A 21586-nucleotide genomic window follows, 5' to 3' on the forward strand; every position below is an offset into this window, starting at 1 on the left:
CATTCAGCACCTAGAAAACCCCGTGGGAGCGGGCTTGCCCGCGAATGGGGCGTAGTAGGCGACAACCGATCATGCATGAAGCCTGGCACCCAGGTTCATGGCAAACAGTCATCGTATCTCTTGAGGGGGGAGGAAAAAACGATCGCGGAGACAGGCACAAGCCCGCCGCCCGCATCCACGGGAAGTGTTCTGGGACCAGCAGAGGGTGACCGGGGAAGCGGGGGCGGCCTTGCGCCGCCCCGCGATCAAAGCTAACGAAGCTTTGTGTCAGGCAGCCTGATGGTGCTTGACCTGGGACTTGCGAACCTGGGCGCGGCAAGCGTCGCCGAAGGCTTGGAAGATCTTGATCGAATCAGGGTTTTTCGCAGCTTGCCACTCGGGGTGCCACTGCACCGCGAACAGGAAGGGCGAAATGCTCGGGGCATGAATAGCCTCGACCAGGCCGTCTTCGGCGAGGGCGATCGGCTCGATGCCTTTACCCAAATTGCGCAGGCCTTGGCCATGCAGCGAGTTCACGCGGATCTCGTCGCAGCCCAGGGTGTCGCGCAGCCAGCTGCCTGGCTTGACCTTCACGGCATGCACTTGAGCGTACTGCACGTCGACCGGGTCTTCGGGGTTTTCGCGGTGGTCGTTGAAGCCTGGCTCGGCGTACACCTTCTGGTAGATGTCGCCACCCAGCGCCACGTTGATTTCCTGCATGCCACGGCAGATGCCGAAGATCGGCAGGCCACGCTTGAGGGCTGCCTTGACCAGCGGGATGTCGAACAGGTCGCGTGCCTTGTCCTGGCCTTTGCCGGGGGTTTCGTTCTCCTGGCCGTACAGGGCCGGGTCGATGTTGCTGCCGGCACCGGTCAGGTAGACGCCGTCGGCCATGTCCAGGTAGGTCTCGAGGTCTTCAGTGCCACAGCAGGTGGGCACCAGGACCGGGACGCAACCGGCGAAGTCGACCAGCGGAGTAATGTATTTGTGGGTCATGACCTGATAGTCATGGCCTTTGCGCTCTTGGCTGCCCATGGTCATCAGGACGACGGGTTTGCGCAGGGAAGGTTGCTTGTTGCCAATGTTGCTGTTGGACATATGTCACCTTGGGACAGGTTCGACCTGTCGTTGTTGTGCAGGCGCACGGCCGGGGCCTTGAGTGCGACCTGAAGCCCCGAGCACTGCCGGCTCGTCAGAGGCGACGATTCCGGTCGGGACTTGTTGCTAGCTTGCCAGAGCCGTTCGATATGTCAAACGACTGGTAGAGGCTTTAGAGGGGGGTATACGCCGATTTCAGGGGGGTTAAACCGTTGCAGGCCTGTGGCGGCAAGGGTTTGGCAGGGGGTGAGGTCAATTATATTTAACGACGCAGTTGGTTCATTGCAGCGGTGCAATGAAGGCGGCGTATGCATTGGCACGCCACCTGTAATCGATGGACTTGTGCTGCGAAGAGGCCAGTGGCAGCCACGAAGATTTACGGTGCTGTCACTGGCCTCTTCGCAGCGCAAGGCTGCTCCTACACGGATCAGTGCAGTATCTGCGCCAGGAACCCTTTGGCCCGCTCGGTCTTCGGTTGGTTGAAGAACACCTGCGGCGGGCTGTCCTCGATGATCTGCCCACCTTCAAGGAACAGCACCCGCTCGGCCACCTGCCGGGCAAAGCCCATTTCATGGGTGACGCAGAGCATCGTCATGCCCGTGTCGGCCAGCTTTACCAGCACATCCAGCACCTCGGCGACCATCTCTGGGTCCAGCGCCGAGGTCGGCTCGTCAAACAGCATGATGCGGGGTTTCATGCACAAGGCGCGGGCGATGGCCACGCGTTGTTGCTGGCCACCGGACAGCTGGCTGGGGTATTTGTGCGCCTGGCTTTCGATACCGACCTTGGCCAGGTACATGCGCGCGCGTTCCTCGGCGTCCTTGCGCGACAGCCCGCGCACGCTGGTGGGGGCCAGCAGGCAGTTGTCGAGCACGCTCATGTGCGGGAACAGGTTGAAGTGCTGGAACACCATGCCGATCTCGCTGCGGATCTGCGCCGCCTGGCGCGTGGTGGCGGCCAGGTCGGTGCCATCCACCTGGACGCTGCCTTTTTCGGCCACTTCCAGGCGATTGATGCAGCGGATCAGCGTCGACTTGCCCGAACCGGACGGGCCGCACAGGACGATGCGTTCGCCTTCGCGGACCTGCAGGTCGATGTCGCGCAAGACATGAAACGCGCCATAGTGCTTGTTCAAACCCTCGATACGGATCAGTACCGGGCGCGGGTCGGGTGCTGGAGCAAGGCTGGCAAGGTTCAAAGGGGCGGTCATATTGTTGTTCTCCGCAGGGTTCAGTCGAAACGTGTCGCGCTGTAGGGCGCAGGGTCGGTAAACGGGCGCTCGCCGGTCAGCAGTTCTGCCAGCAGCCGGCCACTGACCGGGCCCAGGGTGAGGCCATGGTGTGCATGCCCGAAGTTGAACCACAGGCCTTTGTGCCGCGGCGCTGGGCCAATCACTGGGCGCATGTCTGGCAGGCACGGGCGCCGGCCCAGCCACGGCGCGTCATCGAGGCGTTCGCCGAGTGCCGGGAACAACCGCCGGGCCAAGGCTTCACAGCGGCGCAGCTGGATTTCGTTGCCTGGCGCGTCGCTGGCAGCAAACTCGATACCGGTGGTCAGGCGCACGCCCCGGGCCATGGGCGCCAACACATAGCCGCCTTGGGTATCGCAGATCGAATGCTCGAGTTGCGCACCGTCACGGGTGGCGTAGTGCATGTGGTAGCCGCGCTTGATCGCCAGCGGGATCTGGTAGCCAAGGCCTTCATAGAGGTCGGCCGACTGTGGGCCGAGGCAGGCCACCACTTCGTCGGCGGTGACCGGGCCGCGACGGCTGTGGACCTGCCATTGCCCTTCGACCTGGCGCAGGCTGCGCGCATCGCCATGCAGGAACTGCCCGCCACGTTTGACGAACAGCGCCGCATAGCCGCGGGTGAGGGCGCCGGGGTTGTTCACGGTCTTCGGGTCGAGCCAATGAATGCCACCCACCACGGTGCTGTCCAGTTGGTGTTCGCGTGCCTGAAGCTGCCCGCATTCGAGAATCTCGTACTGCAGGCCGTAACGGCTCAAGCCTTTGAGGTCCTCCTTGGCCTGCTTGAACAGGGCCGGGTCGCGGAACACCTCGATCCAGCCTTTGGCCTGAACCAGCCCTTCCAGGCCGGCGGCTTCGATCAGCGCGTCATGCTCTTCGACGCAGCGCTGTACCAGCGGCAGCATGTCGGCGGCGGCACCCGCCAGGCGCCCCGGTGCCGACTGGCGCCAGTAGCGCCACAGCCACGGTGCGGCCTTGGGCAAGTGCAGCAAGCTGTAGCGTACGTCGGGCTGGCGGTTCAGGCCGTAACGCAGCAGCGCGCCCGCTTGCCGGGGGAAGGCATACGGAATCACGCTGGAGCGCTCGATCAGCCCGGCGTTGCCATGGCTGGTGCCGCTGCCGGGTTCGTCGCGGTCGATCAGAATCACCTGGCGCCCGCGCGCCTGCAGGTGCAGCGCGGTGCTGACGCCGACAATGCCGGCGCCGAGAACGAGAGTCTGGCAATGCATGGAACGTATCCTTCGGTCAGTTCAGGTGGCGGCCCAGGCGGGCTTCCAGGTGTTTCAGGAGGCGCCGTACCAGCTCGACGATCACCAAGTAGAGCACGGCGGCCCACAGGTAGATCTGGAAGTCGAAACTGCGCGAGAACGCCAGTTTGGTCACGCCCATCAGGTCGTAGATGGTCACCAGCGAAGCAATCGCGCTGGCCTTGATCATCAGGATCAGTTCATTGCCCAGTGGGCCGATGGCCACCAGCAGCGACTGTGGCAGGATCACCTTGAAGAAGGTGGTCGAGCGGCTCAGGTTCAGTGCCCGCGCCGCCTCATGCTGCCCAGGCGCGACGGCCATCAGGCTGCCGCGGAAGATCTCGGCCTGGTAGGCGGCGGTGTTCAGGGTGAATGCCAGCAACGTGCAGAACCACGCTTCGCGGAAGAACCACCAGAGGCCGACGTCCTGCCAGAAACCTTTCAACGAGCCGAGGCCGTAATAAAGCAGGAACAACTGCGCCAGCAGCGGCGAGCCGCGGAAGAAGTACACATAACCGGCCGACAGGCGCTGCAGCACCTGGCTGCGCGACAAGCGTGCCAGTGCCAGCAGCAGGCCGAGTACGGCGCCCAGGGTGAATGAAATCGCCACTAGCTTGGCTGTCACCAGCAGCCCATCGACGAAGCGCGGGCCGTAGCGTTCCAGCAGATCCGGGTCGAGGACGGCCGCCGGCCATTGTTCGATATTCATGCCCGGGCTCCTTGCAGGTGACGGCTGCTGCGCCGTTCGATGAAGGCAAAGACCCGTCCCGAGACCGCCGAGAACAGCAGGTAACCCAGGCAGGCAACGCCATAGAAGAACATCGGCTCTTTGGTCACGCTGACGGCCAAGTTGGTCTGGCGCATCAGGTCGACCAGCGAGATGGTCGACACCAGCGAGGTGTCCTTGAGCAGCGACAACCAGTTGTTGGACAGGCCGGGCAGGGCGATGCGCGTCAGTTGTGGCAGCACCACCTTGAAGAAGCCTGTGCGCTTGCTCAGGCCCAGTGCCGAGCACGCTTCAAGTTGCCCTTTGGGCAGGGTCTTGAAGGCTGCCAGCCAGATTTCGCTGGAGAATGCGGCAAACACCAGGCTGAAGGCGATCATGGCGGCCAGGAAGGTGTTGATCAGGAATTCGCCTTGATAGCCCAGGGCGGCCAACACTTTTTGCGCGGCGATCTGGCAGCCGTAATAGATGATCAGCAAAGTCAGCAGTTCGGGCAGGCCGCGGAACACGGTAGAAAAGGTCGTGGCCCAGGCCCGTGGCAGGCGTTTGCGCGAGCGTGCGGCAAACGCCACGGCCAGGCCCAGCGGCAGGCCGATGGGCAGGCAGGCGAGGGCCAGCGAAACGGTGACCAGGGCGCCGGCCAGCAACGCCTGGCCCCAGCCTCCGCTGGCGAAGGACAGCAAGGACAATTGATCGAGCATGACAAACCCCTAAGGTGGGCAACGCGTTCTCTTGGTAGGAGCGGCCTTGTGTCGCGACAGGGCTGCGGAGCAGCCCCAGGGTGTATGCCACGGCACAGATTGCAGGGGCCGCTTTGCAGCCCTTTCGCAGCACAAGGCTGCTCCTACAGGATTGCGTCGTTTCCTGAAGATCAGTTGTAGATATCGAAGGCGAAATACTTGCTGGCGATCTTCTGGTAGGTACCGTTGGCAACGATCTGTTGCAGCGCGGTATTCAGGCGTTGGCGCAGCGCCTCGTCATCCTTGCGCACGGCGATGGCCGCGTCGGCCTTGGTGTCGGCCACGTCACCGAGGATCTTGCAGCAGTCCTGGCCGTTCTTGGTCATCCACTCGTGCAGGGGGAACTTGTCGGCGATCACGCCATCCAGGCGGCCTGCGGCCAGGTCGGCGTTGGCTTCATCCATGGTCGGGTAGAGTTTCACGTCGGCACCGGCCTTGCCGTAGACGTCTTCGGCATAGATGGCTTGGGTAGACGAGGATTGGGCGCCCACGGTGTAACCGACGAAGTTGTTCTGGGCATCGGTGATCTTGCTGTCCTTGGCCACAGCCACCGTCAGCGGGGTACGGTAGTAATGATCGGTGAAGGCGATTTTCTTGCGGCGCTCTTCGGTATCGATCATCGACGCGACCACGGCGTCGTACTTGCGCGCCATCAGGGCCGGGATGATGCCTTCCCAATCCTGGGCGACCAGGGTGCATTCGACTTTCATCTGTTCGCACAGGGCGTGGGTGATGTCGATGTCGAAGCCGTGCAGCTGGTTATCGGCGTCGACATAGTTGAAGGGCGGGTAGGCACCTTCGGTGGCGAAACGCAGGGTTTCAGCACTGGCGGCGCCCGCCAGCAGCAGGGCACACGCACCTACCATAGCCATGGTCTTGTTCATCTCGCACCTCTTGCACTCTTGCTATTGTTGTTTTCCCGCCGGCCACGAGGTGTAGCCGACGAATTCGTTATGTAGAGCGGCAGTCGCTTCCAAGCGTTTTTCAACATCCGGCCCGAGCTTCTTGCAGACCTCGTTGACCATCAGGTGCACCCACGACAGCATGGTCGCGGTGGATTCCCAGAACAGGTTGAATTCGGTGGGGATGCGGAACACCTCGTCGGCGTTGGCATCGGCCCAGTCACAGAAGGTATCGGTCACCAGGGTGACCGCAATGCCAGCCTCGCGCGCCTTCTGGCACAGCTGCAGGGCGTGGCGGGAATAACGACGCGCCTCGAACACCACCAGGGCGCTGTCTTCGGCGCGGCCCAACAGCACCTCACCGAAGTGCCCGGCGCTGAGGTCGACCAGTTGCACGCCGTCGCGCAGGTACTGCAGCAGGTGGCTCATGCACATGGCGACGCCGCGCTCGGTCTGAAAGCCGGCGATGAACACCCGTGGTTTGCTTGCCAGGCGCTGTGCCACGCGGTGCCAGGGCTCGCTCTGGCGGTACTCGTGCACACGCACCAGGGCGGCGATTTCCAGCTCCAGGCTGCCGGCGTTGTCGCTGGCATCATGGTTCTGGCGGTAGTCTTGCAAGCGATCACCGACCAGCCACGGGCCATCGCCCAGGTCGTTCTGCAGGTCTTGCTTGAGCGCCTTGAGGTGGGCATAACCTAACGAGCGGCAGAAACGGCCAACACTGGATTCGCTGACACCCAGCTTGGCAGCGATGCTGGCCGAGGTCTGAAAGGGCAGTTCGTGCAGGTTGGCAAGCATGTAGCTGGCGATCGTTCGGCCTGAGGCGGCAGCCCCTTGCAGGCTGTTTTCCAGGCGTTGCTTGATCGGTTGGCTCATGCTGTTTCTCCGGGGGTGAGGCTTGCGATAGAAAATGAATGTTTTCTGTCATCAAGTCAATATTTGACAGATAGCTGTCACATGCAGGAAAGTTTTTGTCGTTGCAACGCTGTAGCCACTCTAATTCCAACAAGGAGCTTCAGATGTCCGCACCTTCCACTGGCACTGCCGTGCGTGTGCCTTTTACCGAGCTGCAGAACCTGTTGCAGGCGATCCTCCAGCGTCATGGCTGCAGCGAAACCGTGGCCCAGGTGCTGGCCCACAACTGCGCCAGCGCCCAGCGCGATGGCGCTCACAGCCATGGCGTGTTCCGTATTCCGGGCTATGTCTCGACCTTGGCCAGTGGCTGGGTCGATGGCCAGGCCAGGCCGAAGGTCAGCGATGTGGCGGCTGGCTATGTGAGTGTCGATGCAGCGGGCGGATTTGCTCAGCCGGCGCTGGCGGCGGCCCGTGAGCTGTTGGTGGCCAAGGCACGCAATGCCGGCATCGCAGTGCTGGCGATCCACAACTCGCACCACTTCGCGGCGCTGTGGCCGGATGTAGAGCCGTTCGCCGAAGAGGGCCTGGTGGCCCTGAGTGTGGTCAACAGCATGACCTGCGTGGTGCCGCATGGTGCACGCAAACCGCTGTTTGGCACCAACCCCATCGCCTTTGCCGCGCCGTGTGCCGAACATGATCCGATCGTCTTTGACATGGCCACCAGCGCCATGGCCCATGGCGATGTGCAGATCGCTGCACGGGCCGGCCAGCAGTTGCCCGAGGGCATGGGCGTAGATGCCAACGGCCAGCCGACCACCGACCCCAAGGCCATTCTCGAAGGCGGCGCCTTGCTGCCGTTTGGCGGGCACAAGGGGTCGGCATTGTCGATGATGGTCGAGCTGCTGGCGGCGGCGCTGACGGGCGGGAACTTCTCCTGGGAGTTCGACTGGTCCGGGCACCCTGGGGCCAAGACGCCCTGGACCGGGCAGTTGATCATCGTCATCGACCCGAGTAAGGCCGAAGGCGAGCGGTTTGCCCAGCGCAGCCGCGAGCTGGTGGAGCAGATGCAGGCCGTGGGCCTGACGCGGATGCCCGGGGAGCGGCGTTACCGCGAGCGCGAGGTGGCCGAGGAAGAGGGCGTGGCATTGACCGAGCAGGAACTGCAGGGCCTCAAGGCATTAGTTGCCTGAACCGGCCTCTTCGCGGGTAAACCCGCTCCCACAGGTTTGGCGTTGTGGGAGCGGGTTTACCCGCGAAAGGGCCGTTACAGGCAGCACGAATCTAGGGCTGTGCAATCTTGCATAGACAACCTGCACAATCGGTGATGTTCCTCCACCGCGACTCCGGGTATCCTCAGGGCAGCCATTCCGAACTGTCCTGATCCAAGGAGCTGCACGCTGTGTTCAAACATGTCGATGCCTATGCCGGCGACCCGATCCTCTCGCTGATGGAAACCTTCAAGGCCGATCCCCGCGCCGACAAGGTCAACCTGAGTATCGGCCTGTACTACGATGAAGCCGGCGTGGTGCCACAACTGGCGGCGGTGGATGCCGTCGAAAAACGCATCGCAGGCGTTGCTCACGAAGCGTCGCTGTACCTGCCGATGGAAGGCCTGGCCAGCTACCGCCAAGCCATCCAGGCACTGCTGTTCGGTGCCGATCACCCGGCCGTGACCGGCGGCCGCGTGGCCACCGTGCAGACCGTGGGTGGTTCTGGCGCACTGAAAGTGGGTGCCGACTTCCTCAAGCGCTACTTCCCGCAGTCCGAAGTCTGGGTCAGCAACCCGACTTGGGACAACCACCGCGCCATCTTCGAAGGTGCCGGGTTCAAGGTGAATACCTACCCGTACTTCGACCAGGTCAGCCGTGGCGTCGACTTCGACGGCATGTTGGCAACCCTGCAGACCCTGCCGGCCAACAGCGTCGTGCTGCTGCACCCGTGCTGCCACAACCCGACCGGCGCCGACCTGGACCAGAACCAGTGGCAGCAGGTGGTGGAGGTGGTCAAGGCACGTCAGTTGATCCCGTTCCTCGACATCGCCTACCAAGGCTTCGGCGAAGGCCTGGTGGAAGACGCCTACGCCATCCGTGAAATGGCCCGTGCCGGCGTACCGTGCCTGGTCAGCAACTCGTTCTCGAAGATCTTCTCGCTGTATGGCGAGCGGGTTGGGGGCCTGTCGGTGGTCTGCGACGATGACGCCACCGCGCAGAGCGTGCTCGGCCAGCTCAAGGCTACCGTGCGCCGCAACTACTCCAGCCCACCCAACTTCGGTGCCCAACTGGTCGCCGGCGTACTGGGCGATGCCGCGCTCAATGCCCAATGGGCGGCAGAAGTCGAAGTGATGCGTAAACGCATCCTGGACATGCGTCAGGCGTTGGTCGATGCGCTGGCCACGCTGCTGCCAGGCCAGGACTTCCAGTTCTTCCTGCGTCAACGCGGCATGTTCAGCTACACCGGTTTCAGCGTTGAGCAGGTGCGTCGCCTGCGTGACGAGTTCGGCGTTTACCTGATCGACAGCGGCCGGGTATGCATGTCCGGCCTGCGTCCGGCCAACCTGCAACGGGTTGCCGAGGCGTTCGCCGCCGTTCAGAAGTGATGTGATAGGGGCCGCTTCGCGCAACAGCTGTAGGAGCGGCCTTGCGCCGCGAATGGGGCGCGAAGCGGCCCCCGGTTTCACCCAGTTGTCATGACAAGTGCAACCGTCCCTCGGACGGGGCTTCGCAACCGCCCACTTTCAGTGCACAATCGCGCCCCTCTTTTTTGGTTGGGGAGCGCGAAGCGTCTGGTTCGCCATTCCCAGCCCTGTTGCAGTCTTGCGAGTGGAGCTACACCCGGAATGAATGAGCAGGCCCCAAGCGTCGAACGGCGCTATGAAGAATCGACCCCAGCAGCCTTGGGCAGCTGGGCACGTCAAGACACCACCTGGATGCTGGGCCTGTTCGGCACCGCCATCGGCGCAGGTACTTTATTCCTGCCCATCAATGCTGGCCTCGGTGGCTTCTGGCCGCTGATCATCCTGGCCGTGCTGGCCTTCCCGATGACTTACTTCGCCCACCGTGGCCTGACCCGTTTCGTCCTCTCCGGGCGCAAGGGCGGGGACATCACCGAAGTGGTCGAGGAACATTTCGGCATTACCGCCGGTGCATTGATCACCGTGCTGTACTTCTTCGCCATCTTCCCGATCCTGCTTATCTATAGCGTGGCACTGACCAACACCGTCACCAGCTTCATGGAGCACCAGCTGCACATGACGCCGCCGCCGCGGGCGATCCTGTCGTTCGTGCTGATCCTGGGCCTGCTGGCCATCGTGCGCTGCGGTGAGCAGGCCACGGTCAAGGTCATGAGCCTGCTGGTCTACCCGTTCATCGTGGCCCTGGCGCTGTTGGGCCTGTACCTGGTACCGCACTGGACCGGTGGTATTCTCGACAGCGCCACCCAGCTGCCGTCGGGCTCGGCCTTCCTGCACACCGTGTGGCTGGCGATTCCGGTGATGGTGTTCTCGTTCAACCACTCGCCGATCATCTCGGCGTTCGCGGTCGACCAGAAGCGCCGTTACGGCGAGCATGCCGATGAGCGCAGCGGCCAGATCCTCGCCCGCGCCCACCTGCTGATGGTGGCCATGGTGCTGTTCTTCGTCTTCAGCTGCGTGCTGACCCTCAGCAGCGCCCAGCTGGCTGAAGCCAAGGCACAGAACCTGTCGATCCTGTCGTACCTGGCCAACCACTTCAGCAACCCGACCATCGAGTTTGCCGCACCGCTGATTGCCTTCATTGCTATCGCCAAGTCGTTCCTGGGCCACTACATCGGTGCCAGTGAAGGCCTGAAAGGCATCATTGCCAAAACCGGCGCGCGCCCGGGCGCCAAAGCCCTGGACCGCGTGGTCGCTGCGCTGATGCTGGTGGTGTGCTGGATCGTCGCCACCCTCAACCCAAGCATTCTGGGCATGATCGAATCGCTGGGCGGCCCGATCATCGCGGTGCTGCTGTTCCTGATGCCGATGTACGCCATTCGCCGCGTGCCTTCGATGCGCAAGTACAGTGGGGCGATGTCCAACGTGTTCGTGGTCGCGGTTGGCGTGGTTGCGCTGACGTCGGTGGTTTACGGCTTGCTGAGCTGATCCACCGCCCGTGACAAGCAATGCCCAGGTCGCCTGTTGCGACCTGGGCATTTTTTTGTCCACAAGAATTGTCTGGCAATAAAACAATTTTTGCTTCACCCATAGGCACCCGGCCGCCTTCATGCTTAACTCGGTGTCCTTTTCAAACCCCGCATAAGGATTTCGTCCATGGCTCAAGTGACTCTCAAAGGCAACCCGGTTCAGGTCAAGGGCAACCTGCCGCAAGCCGGTGCTAAGGCGCCAGCCTTCTCGCTGGTGGGTGAAGGCCTGGCTGACAAGTCGCTGCAGGACTACGCCGGCAAGCGCAAGGTGCTGAACATCTTCCCGAGCGTCGACACCCCAACCTGTGCCACGTCGGTGCGCAAGTTCAATGCCCAGGCCAACGATGTAGCCAACACCGTGGTGCTGTGCATCTCCGCCGACCTGCCATTCGCCCAGGCGCGCTTCTGCGGTGCCGAAGGCCTGGAGAACGTGAAGAACCTGTCGACCCTGCGTGGCGCCGAGTTCCTCGAGAACTACGGTGTGGCCATCGCCGACGGCCCGCTGGCTGGCCTGGCTGCACGTGCAGTGGTCGTGCTGGACGAAAACGACAACGTGCTGCACAGCGAGCTGGTCGGTGAAATCGCTGACGAGCCGAACTACGAGGCTGCGCTGGCTGTTCTGAAATAAAGGCAGGTCGGGCCGGTGGGTTTACCTGTTCCGGCCCTTTCGCGGGTAAACCCGCTCCCACAGGATGGCCACTGGTCTTAGAAACAGTGGTAATCCTGTGGGAGCTGGTCGGTGAAATCGCTGACGAGCCGAACTACGAGGCTGCGCTGGCTGTTTTGAAATAAAGGCAGGTCGGGCCGGTGGGTTTACCTGTTCCGGCCCTTTCGCGGGTAAACCCGCTCCCACAGGATGGCCACTGGTCTTAGAAACAGTGGTAATCCTGTGGGAGCGGGTTTACCCGCGAAGAGGCCGGCAGAGGCAACGGAACTCCAGCCCCGCCCACCGCTCCAAGCAACACCCTGTAACGGCCCGGAACGATTTCCGGGCCGTTTTCGTTTAAAGTTCAGTGTTTTGGCAACGTCAGGCAAAGGTAAACCTCTGGTAAAGGGCCTTTGCTAAAACGATGCCAGTGCTTATCGTTCAACCCTCCCAAGTCGTCACTCCGAACAAGGTTCGTTCAACCCATGCAAGCGTCTAATTCCCGTTCCCCCCGTCGCTGGCTCGTCGGCCTGCTGATCCTGCTGCTGGTGGCCTTGCTGGCCTGGTGGCTGTGGCCCGCATCGCCTGCACATAAAGAAGCCAGCAGCGGGCGCATGGGCAAAGGCGGGCGCCCAGGTTTCGGGGCCTCCAGCGACCCTGTGCCGGTGCGTGTCGAGCCGGTTCGGGTGGGCGATTTCCCGCTGTACTACAAGGCGCTGGGCACGGTCACCGCGACCAATACCGTGAACGTTCGCAGCCGTGTGGCCGGTGAGCTGGTCAAGATCCACTTCAAGGAAGGCCAACAGGTCAAGGCTGGTGAACTGCTGGCCGAGATCGACCCTCGCAGCTACCGCATCGCCTTGCAGCAGGCCGAAGGCACCCTGGCGCAGAACCAGGCACAGCTGAAAAACGCCCAGGTCGACCTGGCGCGCTATAAAGGCCTGTATGCCGAGGACAGCATCGCCAAGCAGACCCTCGACACCGCAGAAGCCCAGGTCGCGCAATTCCAAGGCCTGGTCAAGACCAACCAGGCACAGGTCAGCGATGCGCGCCTGAACCTCGATTTCACCCAGATCCGCTCGCCGATCAATGGCCGGGTAGGCCTGCGCCAGCTCGACCTGGGCAACCTGGTGGCTGCCAACGACGCTACCGCGCTGGTGGTCATCACCCAGACCGAGCCGATCAACGTCGCGTTCACCCTGCCAGAAACCGAACTGAGCACCGTCCTGGAACGCTACCGCAGCGGTGCCAGCCTGCCGGTCGAGGCGTGGGACCGCAGCGACAGCAAGCTGCAGTCCACCGGGGTACTGGGCAGTATCGACAACCAGATCGACACCACCACCGGCACCCTCAAGTTCAAGGGCCGCTTCGAGAACAAGGACCTGGCGCTGTTCCCCAACCAGTTCGTCAATGTGCGCCTGTTGGCCGACACCCTCAAACAGGTGGTGCTGGCCCCGGCCGCGGCTATCCAGTTTGGCAACGATGGCACCTTTGCCTATGTGGTCAACGCCCAGAACACCGTCAATATCCGCAAGCTCAAGGTTGGCGCCAGCGATGGCGAGAACAGCGTGATCGTTGAAGGCCTGGCTGCCGGCGATCGCCTGGTGCTGGAAGGCACCGATCGCCTGCGTGAAGGCACCAAGGTAGAGGTGGTCGAAGACAGCTCGCAGGTGCCAACCACCCCGGGCCAGCACCTGCAGGGCCAGGACGCCAAGGGCTCGGCCCAAGCCGGTGAAGCAGGCAAGGCGGGCGCATGAACCTCTCGCGCCTGTTCATCCTGCGCCCGGTCGCCACCACGCTGAGCATGCTGGCCATCGTCCTGGCCGGCCTGATTGCCTACAAGCTGCTGCCGGTCTCGGCGCTGCCGCAGGTCGACTACCCGACCATCCGGGTCATGACCCTGTACCCAGGGGCCAGCCCGCAAGTCATGACCAGTGCGGTCACCGCGCCGCTGGAACGCCAGTTCGGGCAGATGCCGGGGCTGACCCAGATGGCCTCGACCAGCTCCGGCGGGGCGTCGGTGCTGACGTTGCGTTTCAGCCTCGACATGAACATGGATGTTGCCGAGCAACAGGTGCAGGCCGCGATCAACGCTGCCAGCAACTTGCTGCCCAGCGACTTGCCGGCGCCACCGGTCTACAACAAGGTCAACCCGGCCGACACGCCGGTGCTGACCTTGGCCATCTCCTCCAAGACCATGCCGCTGCCCAAGCTCAACGACCTGGTCGACACCCGCGTGGCCCAGAAGCTTGCCCAGATCAGTGGCGTGGGCATGGTCAGCATCGCTGGCGGCCAGCGCCAGGCGGTACGTATCAAGGTCAACGTCGATGCATTGGCCGCCAACGGCCTCAACCTCGAGGACGTGCGGACGCTGATCGGGGCGTCCAACGTCAACCAGCCCAAGGGCAACTTCGATGGCCCGACCCGGGTGTCGATGCTCGATGCCAACGATCAACTGCGTTCCCCCGCGGAATACGCCAACCTGATCCTGTCCTATAACAACGGCGCGCCGCTGCGCCTGAAGGACGTCGCCGAGATCGTCGATGGTGCCGAAAACGAGCGCCTCGCGGCCTGGGCCAACGAAAACCAGGCGGTGTTGCTGAATATCCAGCGCCAGCCGGGCGCCAACGTCATCGAGGTGGTCGACCGGATCAAGGAACTGCTCCCCTCGATCACCGACAACCTGCCTGCCGGCCTGGACGTGTCGGTACTGACCGACCGCACCCAGACCATCCGCGCCGCGGTCAAGGACGTGCAGCACGAGCTGCTGATCGCCATCGTCCTGGTGGTCATGGTCACCTTTGTGTTCCTGCGCCGTTTCAGCGCCACCATCATCCCCTCGATCGCCGTACCGCTGTCGTTGATCGGCACCTTTGGCGTGATGTACCTGGCCGGGTTCTCGGTCAATAACCTGACCCTGATGGCCCTGACCATCGCCACCGGCTTCGTGGTGGATGACGCCATCGTCATGCTGGAGAACATCTCCCGCCACATCGAAGAAGGCGAAACGCCGATGCAGGCCGCGCTCAAGGGCGCCCGGCAGATTGGCTTCACCCTCATATCGCTGACTTTCTCGCTGATCGCGGTCCTGATTCCGCTGCTGTTCATGGCCGACGTGGTCGGCCGCCTGTTCCGCGAGTTCGCCATCACCCTGGCGGTGGCGATTCTGATTTCCCTGGTCGTGTCGTTGACCCTCACGCCCATGATGTGCGCGCGGTTGCTCAAACGTGAGCCCAAGGAAGAAGAGCAGGGCCGTTTCTACCGCGCCAGCGGCGCCTGGATCGACTGGCTCATCGAACACTACGGCCGTGGCCTGCAGTGGGTGCTCAAACACCAGCCGCTGACCCTGCTGGTGGCCGTGGCCAGCCTGGGGCTCACCGTGGTCCTGTACATCGCCGTGCCCAAGGGCTTCTTCCCGGTGCAAGACACCGGCGTCATCCAGGGTATTTCCGAGGCGCCACAGTCGACTTCGTTCGCCGCCATGAGCGAACGCCAGCAGTCGCTGAGCAAGGTGATCCTGCAGGACCCGGCGGTGCAGAGCCTGTCGTCCTACATCGGCGTGGATGGCGACAATGCCACGCTCAACAGCGGGCGCCTGCTGATCAACCTCAAGCCGCACGGCGAGCGGGATGTGACCGCTGGCGAGGTCATCAGCCGCCTGCAGCCGCAGCTCGACAAGCTGGTGGGTATCCGCCTGTTCATGCAACCGGTGCAGGACTTGAGTATCGAGGACCGGGTCAGCCGCACCCAGTACCAGTTCAGCCTGTCGTCACCTGACGCCGACCTGCTGGCGCAGTGGAGCGGCAAGCTGGTGCAGGCGCTGCAACAGCGCCCAGAGCTTGCCGATGTGGCCAGCGACCTGCAGGACAAGGGCCTGCAGGTGTACCTGGTGATCGACCGCGACATGGCCAGCCGCCTGGGCATCTCGGTTTCGCAGATCACCAACGCCTTGTACGACGCCTTTGGCCAGCGGCAGATCTCGACCATCTACACCCAGGCCAGCCAGTACCGCGTGGTGCTGCAGTCGCAAGCCGCCGCCAGCATCGGCCCGCAGGCCCTGGAGTCGATCCACGTCAAGGCCACCGATGGCGGCCAGGTGCGGCTGTCGGCGTTGGCCCGTATCGAGCAGCGCCAGACGCAGTTGGCGATCTCGCACATCGGCCAGTTCCCGGCGGTGATGATGTCGTTCAACCTGGCCCATGGCGCGTCGCTGGGCGAGGCGGTCAAGGTGATCGAGCAGGTGCAGCAGGACATCGGCATGCCGATCGGCGTGCAGACCCGCTTCCAGGGCGCTGCAGAAGCCTTCCAGGCCTCGCTGTCGAGCACCTTGCTGCTGATTCTCGCCGCCGTGGTGACCATGTACATCGTGCTGGGTGTGCTCTACGAGAGCTACATCCACCCGGTGACCATTCTTTCGACCTTGCCCTCGGCGGCGGTGGGGGCCTTGCTGGCGCTGCTCATCAGTGGCAATGACCTGGGGATGATCGCCATCATCGGCATCATCCTGCTGATCGGCATCGTCAAGAAAAACGCGATCATGATGATCGACTTTGCCCTGGAAGCCGAGCGCAACCAGGGCATGAGCCCGCAGGACGCCATCTACCAGGCCGCATTGCTGCGTTTCCGGCCGATTCTGATGACGACCTTGGCCGCGCTGTTCGGCGCCGTGCCGCTGATGCTGGCGACCGGGTCCGGTGCCGAGCTGCGCCAGCCGCTGGGCCTGGTGATGGTGGGCGGGCTGTTGGTCAGCCAGGTGCTGACACTGTTCACCACGCCGGTCATCTACCTGTACTTCGACCGCCTGGCCCGTCGCTGGCGCCCGGCCACTGATGCCAAGCAGGCTGAGGCATGAACCTGTCCGGACCGTTTATTCGTCGCCCGGTGGCGACGATGCTGCTGAGCCTGGCGATCATGTTACTGGGCGGCGTCAGCTTCGGCCTGTTGCCGGTTGCGCCGCTGCCGCAGATGGACTTCCCGGTGATCGTGGTGCAGGCCAACCTGTCCGGCGCCAGCCCTGAGGTGATGGCCGCCACGGTGGCCACGCCTTTGGAACGCAAGCTGGGCAGTATCGCGGGCGTCACTACGCTGACCAGTAGCTCTAACCAGGGCTCGACGCGGGTGGTCATCGGCTTCGAAATGGGCCGTGACATCGACGGTGCGGCACGTGAGGTGCAGGCGGCGATCAACGCCACCCGTAATCTGCTGCCCAGTGGCATGCGCAGCATGCCAACGTACAAGAAGATCAACCCCTCGCAGGCACCGATCATGGTGCTGTCGTTGACCTCTGACGTGCTGAAGAAAGGCCAGTTGTACGATTTGGCTGACACCATCCTGTCCCAGAGCCTGGCCCAGGTATCCGGGGTAGGGGAGGTGCAGATCGGCGGCAGTTCGCTGCCCGCCGTGCGCATCTCGGTGGAGCCGCAGTTGCTCAACCAGTACGGCTTGTCGCTGGACGAGGTACGTACCGCCGTGTCCAACGCCAACCAACGCCGGCCCATGGGCTTCGTCGAGGATGCCGAGCGCAGTTGGGAGGTGCGGGCGAATGACCAGTTGGAAACGGCGAAGGACTACGAGCCGGTAGTGATACGCCAGCAGAACGGCACCATCCTGCGCCTGTCCGACGTAGCCACCCTCACAGACAGCGTTGAAAACCGCTACAACAGCGGCTTCTTCAACGACCAGAGCGCGGTGTTGCTGGTGGTCAACCGCCAGACCGGCGCCAACATCATCGAGACGGTCGACCAGATCAAGTCGCAGTTGCCGGCGTTGCAGTCGTTGTTGCCAGCCAGCGTGCAGCTGAACGTGGCCATGGACCGCTCGCTGGTGATCAAGGCCACCCTCAAGGAGGCCGAGCACACGCTGCTGATCGCGGTAGGGCTGGTAATTTTGGTGGTTTACCTGTTCCTCGGCAGCCTGCGTGCCTCGTTGATCCCGAGCCTGGCAGTGCCGGTGTCGCTGGTAGGCACGTTCGCAGTCATGTATTTGTGCGGTTTCTCCCTCAACAACCTGTCGCTGATGGCGCTGATCCTGGCCACGGGCCTGGTGGTGGACGACGCCATTGTGGTGCTGGAGAACATCTCCCGGCACATCGAGGACGGCCAGCCGCCGATGCGTGCGGCGTTCCTCGGTGCCAAGGAAGTGGGCTTCACGCTGCTGTCGATGAACGTTTCGTTGGTGGCGGTGTTCGTCTCCATTCTGTTCATGGGGGGTATCGTACGTAGCCTGTTCCAGGAGTTTTCCATCACCCTGGCGGCTGCAATCATTGTCTCGCTGGTGGTCTCGCTGACCCTCACGCCGATGCTCTGCGCCCGTTGGCTGAAACCGCACCAGGCCGAACAGAGCCGCCTGCAGCGCTGGAGCGACAAGGTTCACCAGCGCATGGTCAACGGCTATGACCGCAGCCTCGGCTGGGTGCTACGGCACAAGCGCCTGACCTTGCTGAGCCTGCTGGCCACCATCGGTATCAACATCGCGTTGTATGTGGTGGTGCCCAAGACGCTGATGCCGCAGCAGGACACCGGCCAATTGATTGGCTTTATCCGTGGTGACGATGGCCTGTCGTTCAGCGTGATGCAGCCGAAGATGGAAACCTACCGCCGCGCCTTGCTGGCCGACCCTGCGGTACAGAGCGTTGCTGGCTTCATCGGCGGCAACAGTGGCACCAACAATGCGATGGTGATTGTGCGCCTGAAACCGATCAGCGAGCGCAAGATGGATGCCCAGAAGGTGATCGAGCGCCTGCGCAAAGAGATGCCCAAGGTGCCCGGCGGGCGGCTGTTCCTGATGGCCGACCAGGACCTGCAGTTAGGTGGCGGTGGGCGTGACCAGACGTCGTCGCAGTACCTCTATACCTTGCAGAGTGGCGACCTGGCGGCCCTTCGCGAGTGGTTCCCGAAAGTGGTCGCGGCGGTGCGCGCATTGCCCGAACTGACCGCCATCGACGCCCGTGATGGCGCGGGTACCCCGCAGGTTACCCTGGTGGTCGACCGTGATCAGGCCAAGCGCCTGGGCATCGACATGGACATGGTGACCACGGTGCTCAACAACGCCTACAGCCAGCGGCAGATCTCGACCATCTACGACAGCCTCAACCAGTACCAAGTGGTGCTGGAGATCAACCCGAAATATGCCTGGGACCCGAGTACGCTGGAACAGGTACAGGTGATCACCAGCGACGGTGCCCGCGTGCCGTTGTCGACCATCGCCCACTACGAAAACAGCTTGGCCAATGACCGAGTCAGCCACGAAGGGCAGTTCGCTTCCGAAGACATCGCCTTCGACGTCGCCGAAGGCTACAGCCCCGACCAAGCCATGGCTGCAGTGGAGCGGGCGGTGGCCAAGCTTGGCCTGCCCGAGGAAGTCATCGCCAAACTCGGTGGCACCGCCGACGCCTTTGCCAAGACCCAGGAAGGCCAGCCCTTCATGATTCTTGGCGCGCTGGTGCTGGTGTACCTGGTGCTGGGCATTCTGTATGAAAGCTACATTCACCCGCTGACCATTCTGTCGACCCTGCCGTCGGCCGGCGTCGGTGCCTTGCTGGCGCTCTACGTCACCGGAGGCGAGTTCAGCCTGATCTCGCTGCTGGGCCTGTTCTTGCTGATTGGCGTGGTGAAAAAGAACGCGATCCTGATGATCGACCTGGCCCTGCAGCTGGAGCGCCAACAAGGCCTGTCGCCGGAGGAATCGATCCGCCGCGCCTGCCTGCTGCGCCTGCGGCCGATCCTGATGACCACCCTGGCGGCCATCCTCGGCGCCTTGCCGTTGCTGGTGAGCCGTGCCGAGGGGGCGGAAATGCGCCAGCCTTTGGGCTTGACCATCATCGGCGGCCTGGTCTTCAGCCAGATCCTCACCCTTTATACGACGCCGGTGGTCTACCTGTACCTCGACCGCCTGCGTCACCGTTTCAACCATTGGCGCGGCGTGCGCACCGACGCCGCTCTGGAAACCCCGCTATGAATTTTGCCCAGACACCGCTTCACCGTGCCCTGCAGTCATTGACCCTGGGGCGTGGCTCGCGTCTGCTCGGCGCCAGTCTGTGCGTGGCGCTGCTCAGTGCCTGTACCCTGAGCCCGGACTACCACCGCCCCGAGCTGAGCACCCCGGCGCAGTACAAGCAGGCCGAGGGCTGGACCCAGGCAAAGCCCTCGGACGCGATCGCCCGTGGCGCCTGGTGGGAAGTCTACGGCGATGCCGGGCTCAATGCGCTGGTCGAAGAGCTCAACCGCAGCAACCAGACGGTTGCGCAGTCGGAGGCCCAGTACCGTCAGGCCCAGGCCCTGGTGCGCAGCAGCCGCGCCGCGCTGTTCCCCAGCCTGGACCTGAGCGCCAGCAAGAACCGCTCTGCCCAGGGTACTGGCAGCTCGAGTTCCAGCCTGTCGAACAACAGCAGCGGCATCCGTAACACCTACAACACCCAGCTCGGTGTGAGCTGGGAGATCGACCTGTGGGGCAAGCTGCGTGAGACATTGAACGCTAACGAAGCCAGTGCCGAAGCCAGTTTCGCTGACCTTGCCTCGATCCGCCTGAGCCAGCAGTCGGAGCTGGTGCAGAACTACCTGCAGTTGCGTGTGATCGACGAGCAGAAGCGCCTGTTGGAAGCGACCGTGGCCACCTACGAACGCTCGCTGCGCATGACTGAAAACCAGTACCGCGCCGGAGTGTCTGGCCCGGATGCGGTGGCGCAGGCGCGCACGCAGCTGAAAAGCACCCAGGCGGATCTGATCGACCTGATCTGGCAGCGTGCGCAGTTCGAAAATGCCATTGCCGTGTTGCTGGGCAAGGCCCCGGCGAATTTTGCCCTGGCAGACAGCAAGACGATCCCGGCGCTGCCGCAAATTCCAGTGACGTTGCCCTCGCAGTTGCTCGAACGCCGCCCGGACATTGCCTCGGCCGAGCGCAATGTGATGGCAGCCAATGCCAATATCGGCGTATCGCGGGCCGCTTACTTCCCCGACCTGAGCCTGAGCATGAGTGGCGGGTATTCCAGCAGCAGCTTCAGCAACTGGATCGAACTGCCGAACCGTTACTGGTCGGTAGGGCCTTCGCTGGCCATGACCTTGTTCGATGCGGGCAAGCGCAGCGCCGAGGTGGACCGCACCGTGGCGGTGTACGACCAGACCGTGGCGCAGTACCGCCAGACCGTGCTGGATGGCTTCAAGGAAGTGGAGAACTTCCTGGTGCAACTGAAGGTGTACGGCGATGAAGCGGTGGTGCGTCAGGAGGCCCTGGACGCGGCGCGTGAGTCGCTGCGCCTGACTGAAAATCAGTACCGTGCAGGGCTGATAGGCTACCTGGATGTGGTGAACGTGCAGACCACCGCGCTGAGCAACGAGCGCAGTGTGCTGAACCTGCTGCAGGGGCGGTTGGTGGCCAGTGTGCAACTGATTGCCGCGCTGGGCGGCGGCTGGGATGCCGAGCAGGCGTTTGCCGAACAGGAGTGATGGCCGGCCATTCATGCTGGGCTATAAGCGCACTTCGTGGACTCATGCCTCGATCACTGTCGGCGTAGCCTTGTGCTGCGAAGAGGCCCTTACGGCTACTACATCTTTGCCAGGCATACGGGCCTCTTCGCAGCACAAGGCTGCTCCTACAAAGACGTGCGCATGACTGGGCTTTGGCAGCCGCTGAGTCTTACGTGCGGGCCTTGAGGATCACGAACTTCGCATTGAACATCGGAGTTTAGCCCTTCCTTGTAGGAGCAGCCTTGTGCTGCGAAGAGGCCCTTACGGCTACTACATCTTTGCCAGGCATACGGGCCTCTTCGCAGCACAAGGCTGCTCCTACAAAGACGTGCGCATGACTGGGCTTTGGCAGCCGCTGAGTCTTACGTGCGGGCCTTGAGGATTACGAACTTCGCATTGAACATAGGGGTTTAGCCCTTCCTTGTAGGAGCAGCCTTGTGCTGCGAAGAGGCCCTAACGGCTAATACATCGCTACCAGGCATACGGGCCTCTTCGCAGCGCAAGGTACGTATGCCCAGCCGTGGCATCCC

The 21586-nt window shown here is 63.1% G+C and carries 15 protein-coding genes; 8 read left to right on the forward strand and 7 right to left on the reverse strand.

Annotated elements, in window-relative coordinates:
* Positions 1-267: 267 nt before the first annotated feature.
* The 7 genes from GIB19_RS14315 to GIB19_RS14345 all read right to left on the reverse strand — a co-directional run bounded on the left by GIB19_RS14315 (position 268) and on the right by GIB19_RS14345 (position 6812).
* On the reverse strand, positions 268-1077 hold the full coding sequence (locus GIB19_RS14315) for a gamma-glutamyl-gamma-aminobutyrate hydrolase family protein (protein ID WP_099429091.1): 810 nt from the start codon (positions 1075-1077) through the stop codon (positions 268-270).
* 427 nt (positions 1078-1504) lie between these two features.
* Positions 1505-2287 carry an amino acid ABC transporter ATP-binding protein gene (locus tag GIB19_RS14320; protein WP_274886919.1) on the reverse strand — a complete coding sequence of 261 codons (783 nt, stop codon included), beginning with the start codon at positions 2285-2287 and terminating at the stop codon, positions 1505-1507.
* Positions 2288-2307: 20 nt separating this feature from the next.
* Positions 2308-3552 carry an NAD(P)/FAD-dependent oxidoreductase gene (locus GIB19_RS14325; protein WP_274886920.1) on the reverse strand — a complete coding sequence of 415 codons (1245 nt, stop codon included), beginning with the start codon at positions 3550-3552 and terminating at the stop codon, positions 2308-2310.
* Between the two features lie 16 nt (positions 3553-3568).
* The gene (locus tag GIB19_RS14330; RefSeq protein WP_274886921.1) at positions 3569-4279 is read right to left on the reverse strand and encodes an ABC transporter permease; all 711 of its coding nucleotides are present in this window, start codon (positions 4277-4279) and stop codon (positions 3569-3571) included.
* Positions 4276-4995 (reverse strand): ABC transporter permease, encoded by a 720-nt coding sequence (locus GIB19_RS14335; protein WP_027593601.1) that lies wholly within the window; start codon positions 4993-4995, stop codon positions 4276-4278. Before GIB19_RS14335 ends, GIB19_RS14330 begins: the two co-directional genes overlap by 4 nt.
* A gap of 170 nt (positions 4996-5165) precedes the next feature.
* A complete protein-coding gene (locus tag GIB19_RS14340) occupies positions 5166-5918 on the reverse strand; it encodes a transporter substrate-binding domain-containing protein (RefSeq protein WP_099429094.1) in 753 nt (250 codons plus the stop codon).
* Between the two features lie 21 nt (positions 5919-5939).
* Positions 5940-6812: a MurR/RpiR family transcriptional regulator gene (locus tag GIB19_RS14345; protein ID WP_027593599.1), complete on the reverse strand. Its 873-nt coding sequence runs from the start codon at positions 6810-6812 to the stop codon at positions 5940-5942.
* Between the two features lie 143 nt (positions 6813-6955).
* Between GIB19_RS14345 and GIB19_RS14350 the strand changes: the two genes are divergently transcribed.
* From GIB19_RS14350 to GIB19_RS14385, 8 genes are all read left to right on the forward strand, one after another.
* On the forward strand, positions 6956-7981 hold the full coding sequence (locus GIB19_RS14350) for an Ldh family oxidoreductase (protein ID WP_099429095.1): 1026 nt from the start codon (positions 6956-6958) through the stop codon (positions 7979-7981).
* 209 nt (positions 7982-8190) lie between these two features.
* Complete coding sequence (locus GIB19_RS14355; protein WP_099429096.1) at positions 8191-9387, forward strand: amino acid aminotransferase; 1197 nt, start codon at positions 8191-8193, stop codon at positions 9385-9387.
* Positions 9388-9627: 240 nt separating this feature from the next.
* Complete coding sequence (locus GIB19_RS14360; protein ID WP_027593596.1) at positions 9628-10908, forward strand: serine/threonine transporter; 1281 nt, start codon at positions 9628-9630, stop codon at positions 10906-10908.
* Between the two features lie 168 nt (positions 10909-11076).
* Positions 11077-11577: a thiol peroxidase gene (gene tpx, locus GIB19_RS14365; protein ID WP_027593595.1), complete on the forward strand. Its 501-nt coding sequence runs from the start codon at positions 11077-11079 to the stop codon at positions 11575-11577.
* 503 nt (positions 11578-12080) lie between these two features.
* A complete protein-coding gene (locus tag GIB19_RS14370) occupies positions 12081-13352 on the forward strand; it encodes an MdtA/MuxA family multidrug efflux RND transporter periplasmic adaptor subunit (RefSeq protein ID WP_027593594.1) in 1272 nt (423 codons plus the stop codon).
* Positions 13349-16447 carry an MdtB/MuxB family multidrug efflux RND transporter permease subunit gene (locus GIB19_RS14375; protein ID WP_274886925.1) on the forward strand — a complete coding sequence of 1033 codons (3099 nt, stop codon included), beginning with the start codon at positions 13349-13351 and terminating at the stop codon, positions 16445-16447. The genes GIB19_RS14370 and GIB19_RS14375 overlap by 4 nt, the downstream gene beginning before the upstream one ends.
* The gene (locus GIB19_RS14380; protein ID WP_027593592.1) at positions 16444-19551 is read left to right on the forward strand and encodes an efflux RND transporter permease subunit; all 3108 of its coding nucleotides are present in this window, start codon (positions 16444-16446) and stop codon (positions 19549-19551) included. Before GIB19_RS14375 ends, GIB19_RS14380 begins: the two co-directional genes overlap by 4 nt.
* Positions 19548-21035, forward strand: a complete 1488-nt coding sequence (locus GIB19_RS14385; protein WP_027593591.1) for an efflux transporter outer membrane subunit — start codon at positions 19548-19550, stop codon at positions 21033-21035. Before GIB19_RS14380 ends, GIB19_RS14385 begins: the two co-directional genes overlap by 4 nt.
* Positions 21036-21586 lie beyond the last annotated feature (551 nt).

The organism is Pseudomonas sp. ITEM 17296, from assembly GCF_028895205.1.
GTDB lineage: Bacteria > Pseudomonadota > Gammaproteobacteria > Pseudomonadales > Pseudomonadaceae > Aquipseudomonas > Aquipseudomonas kermanshahensis.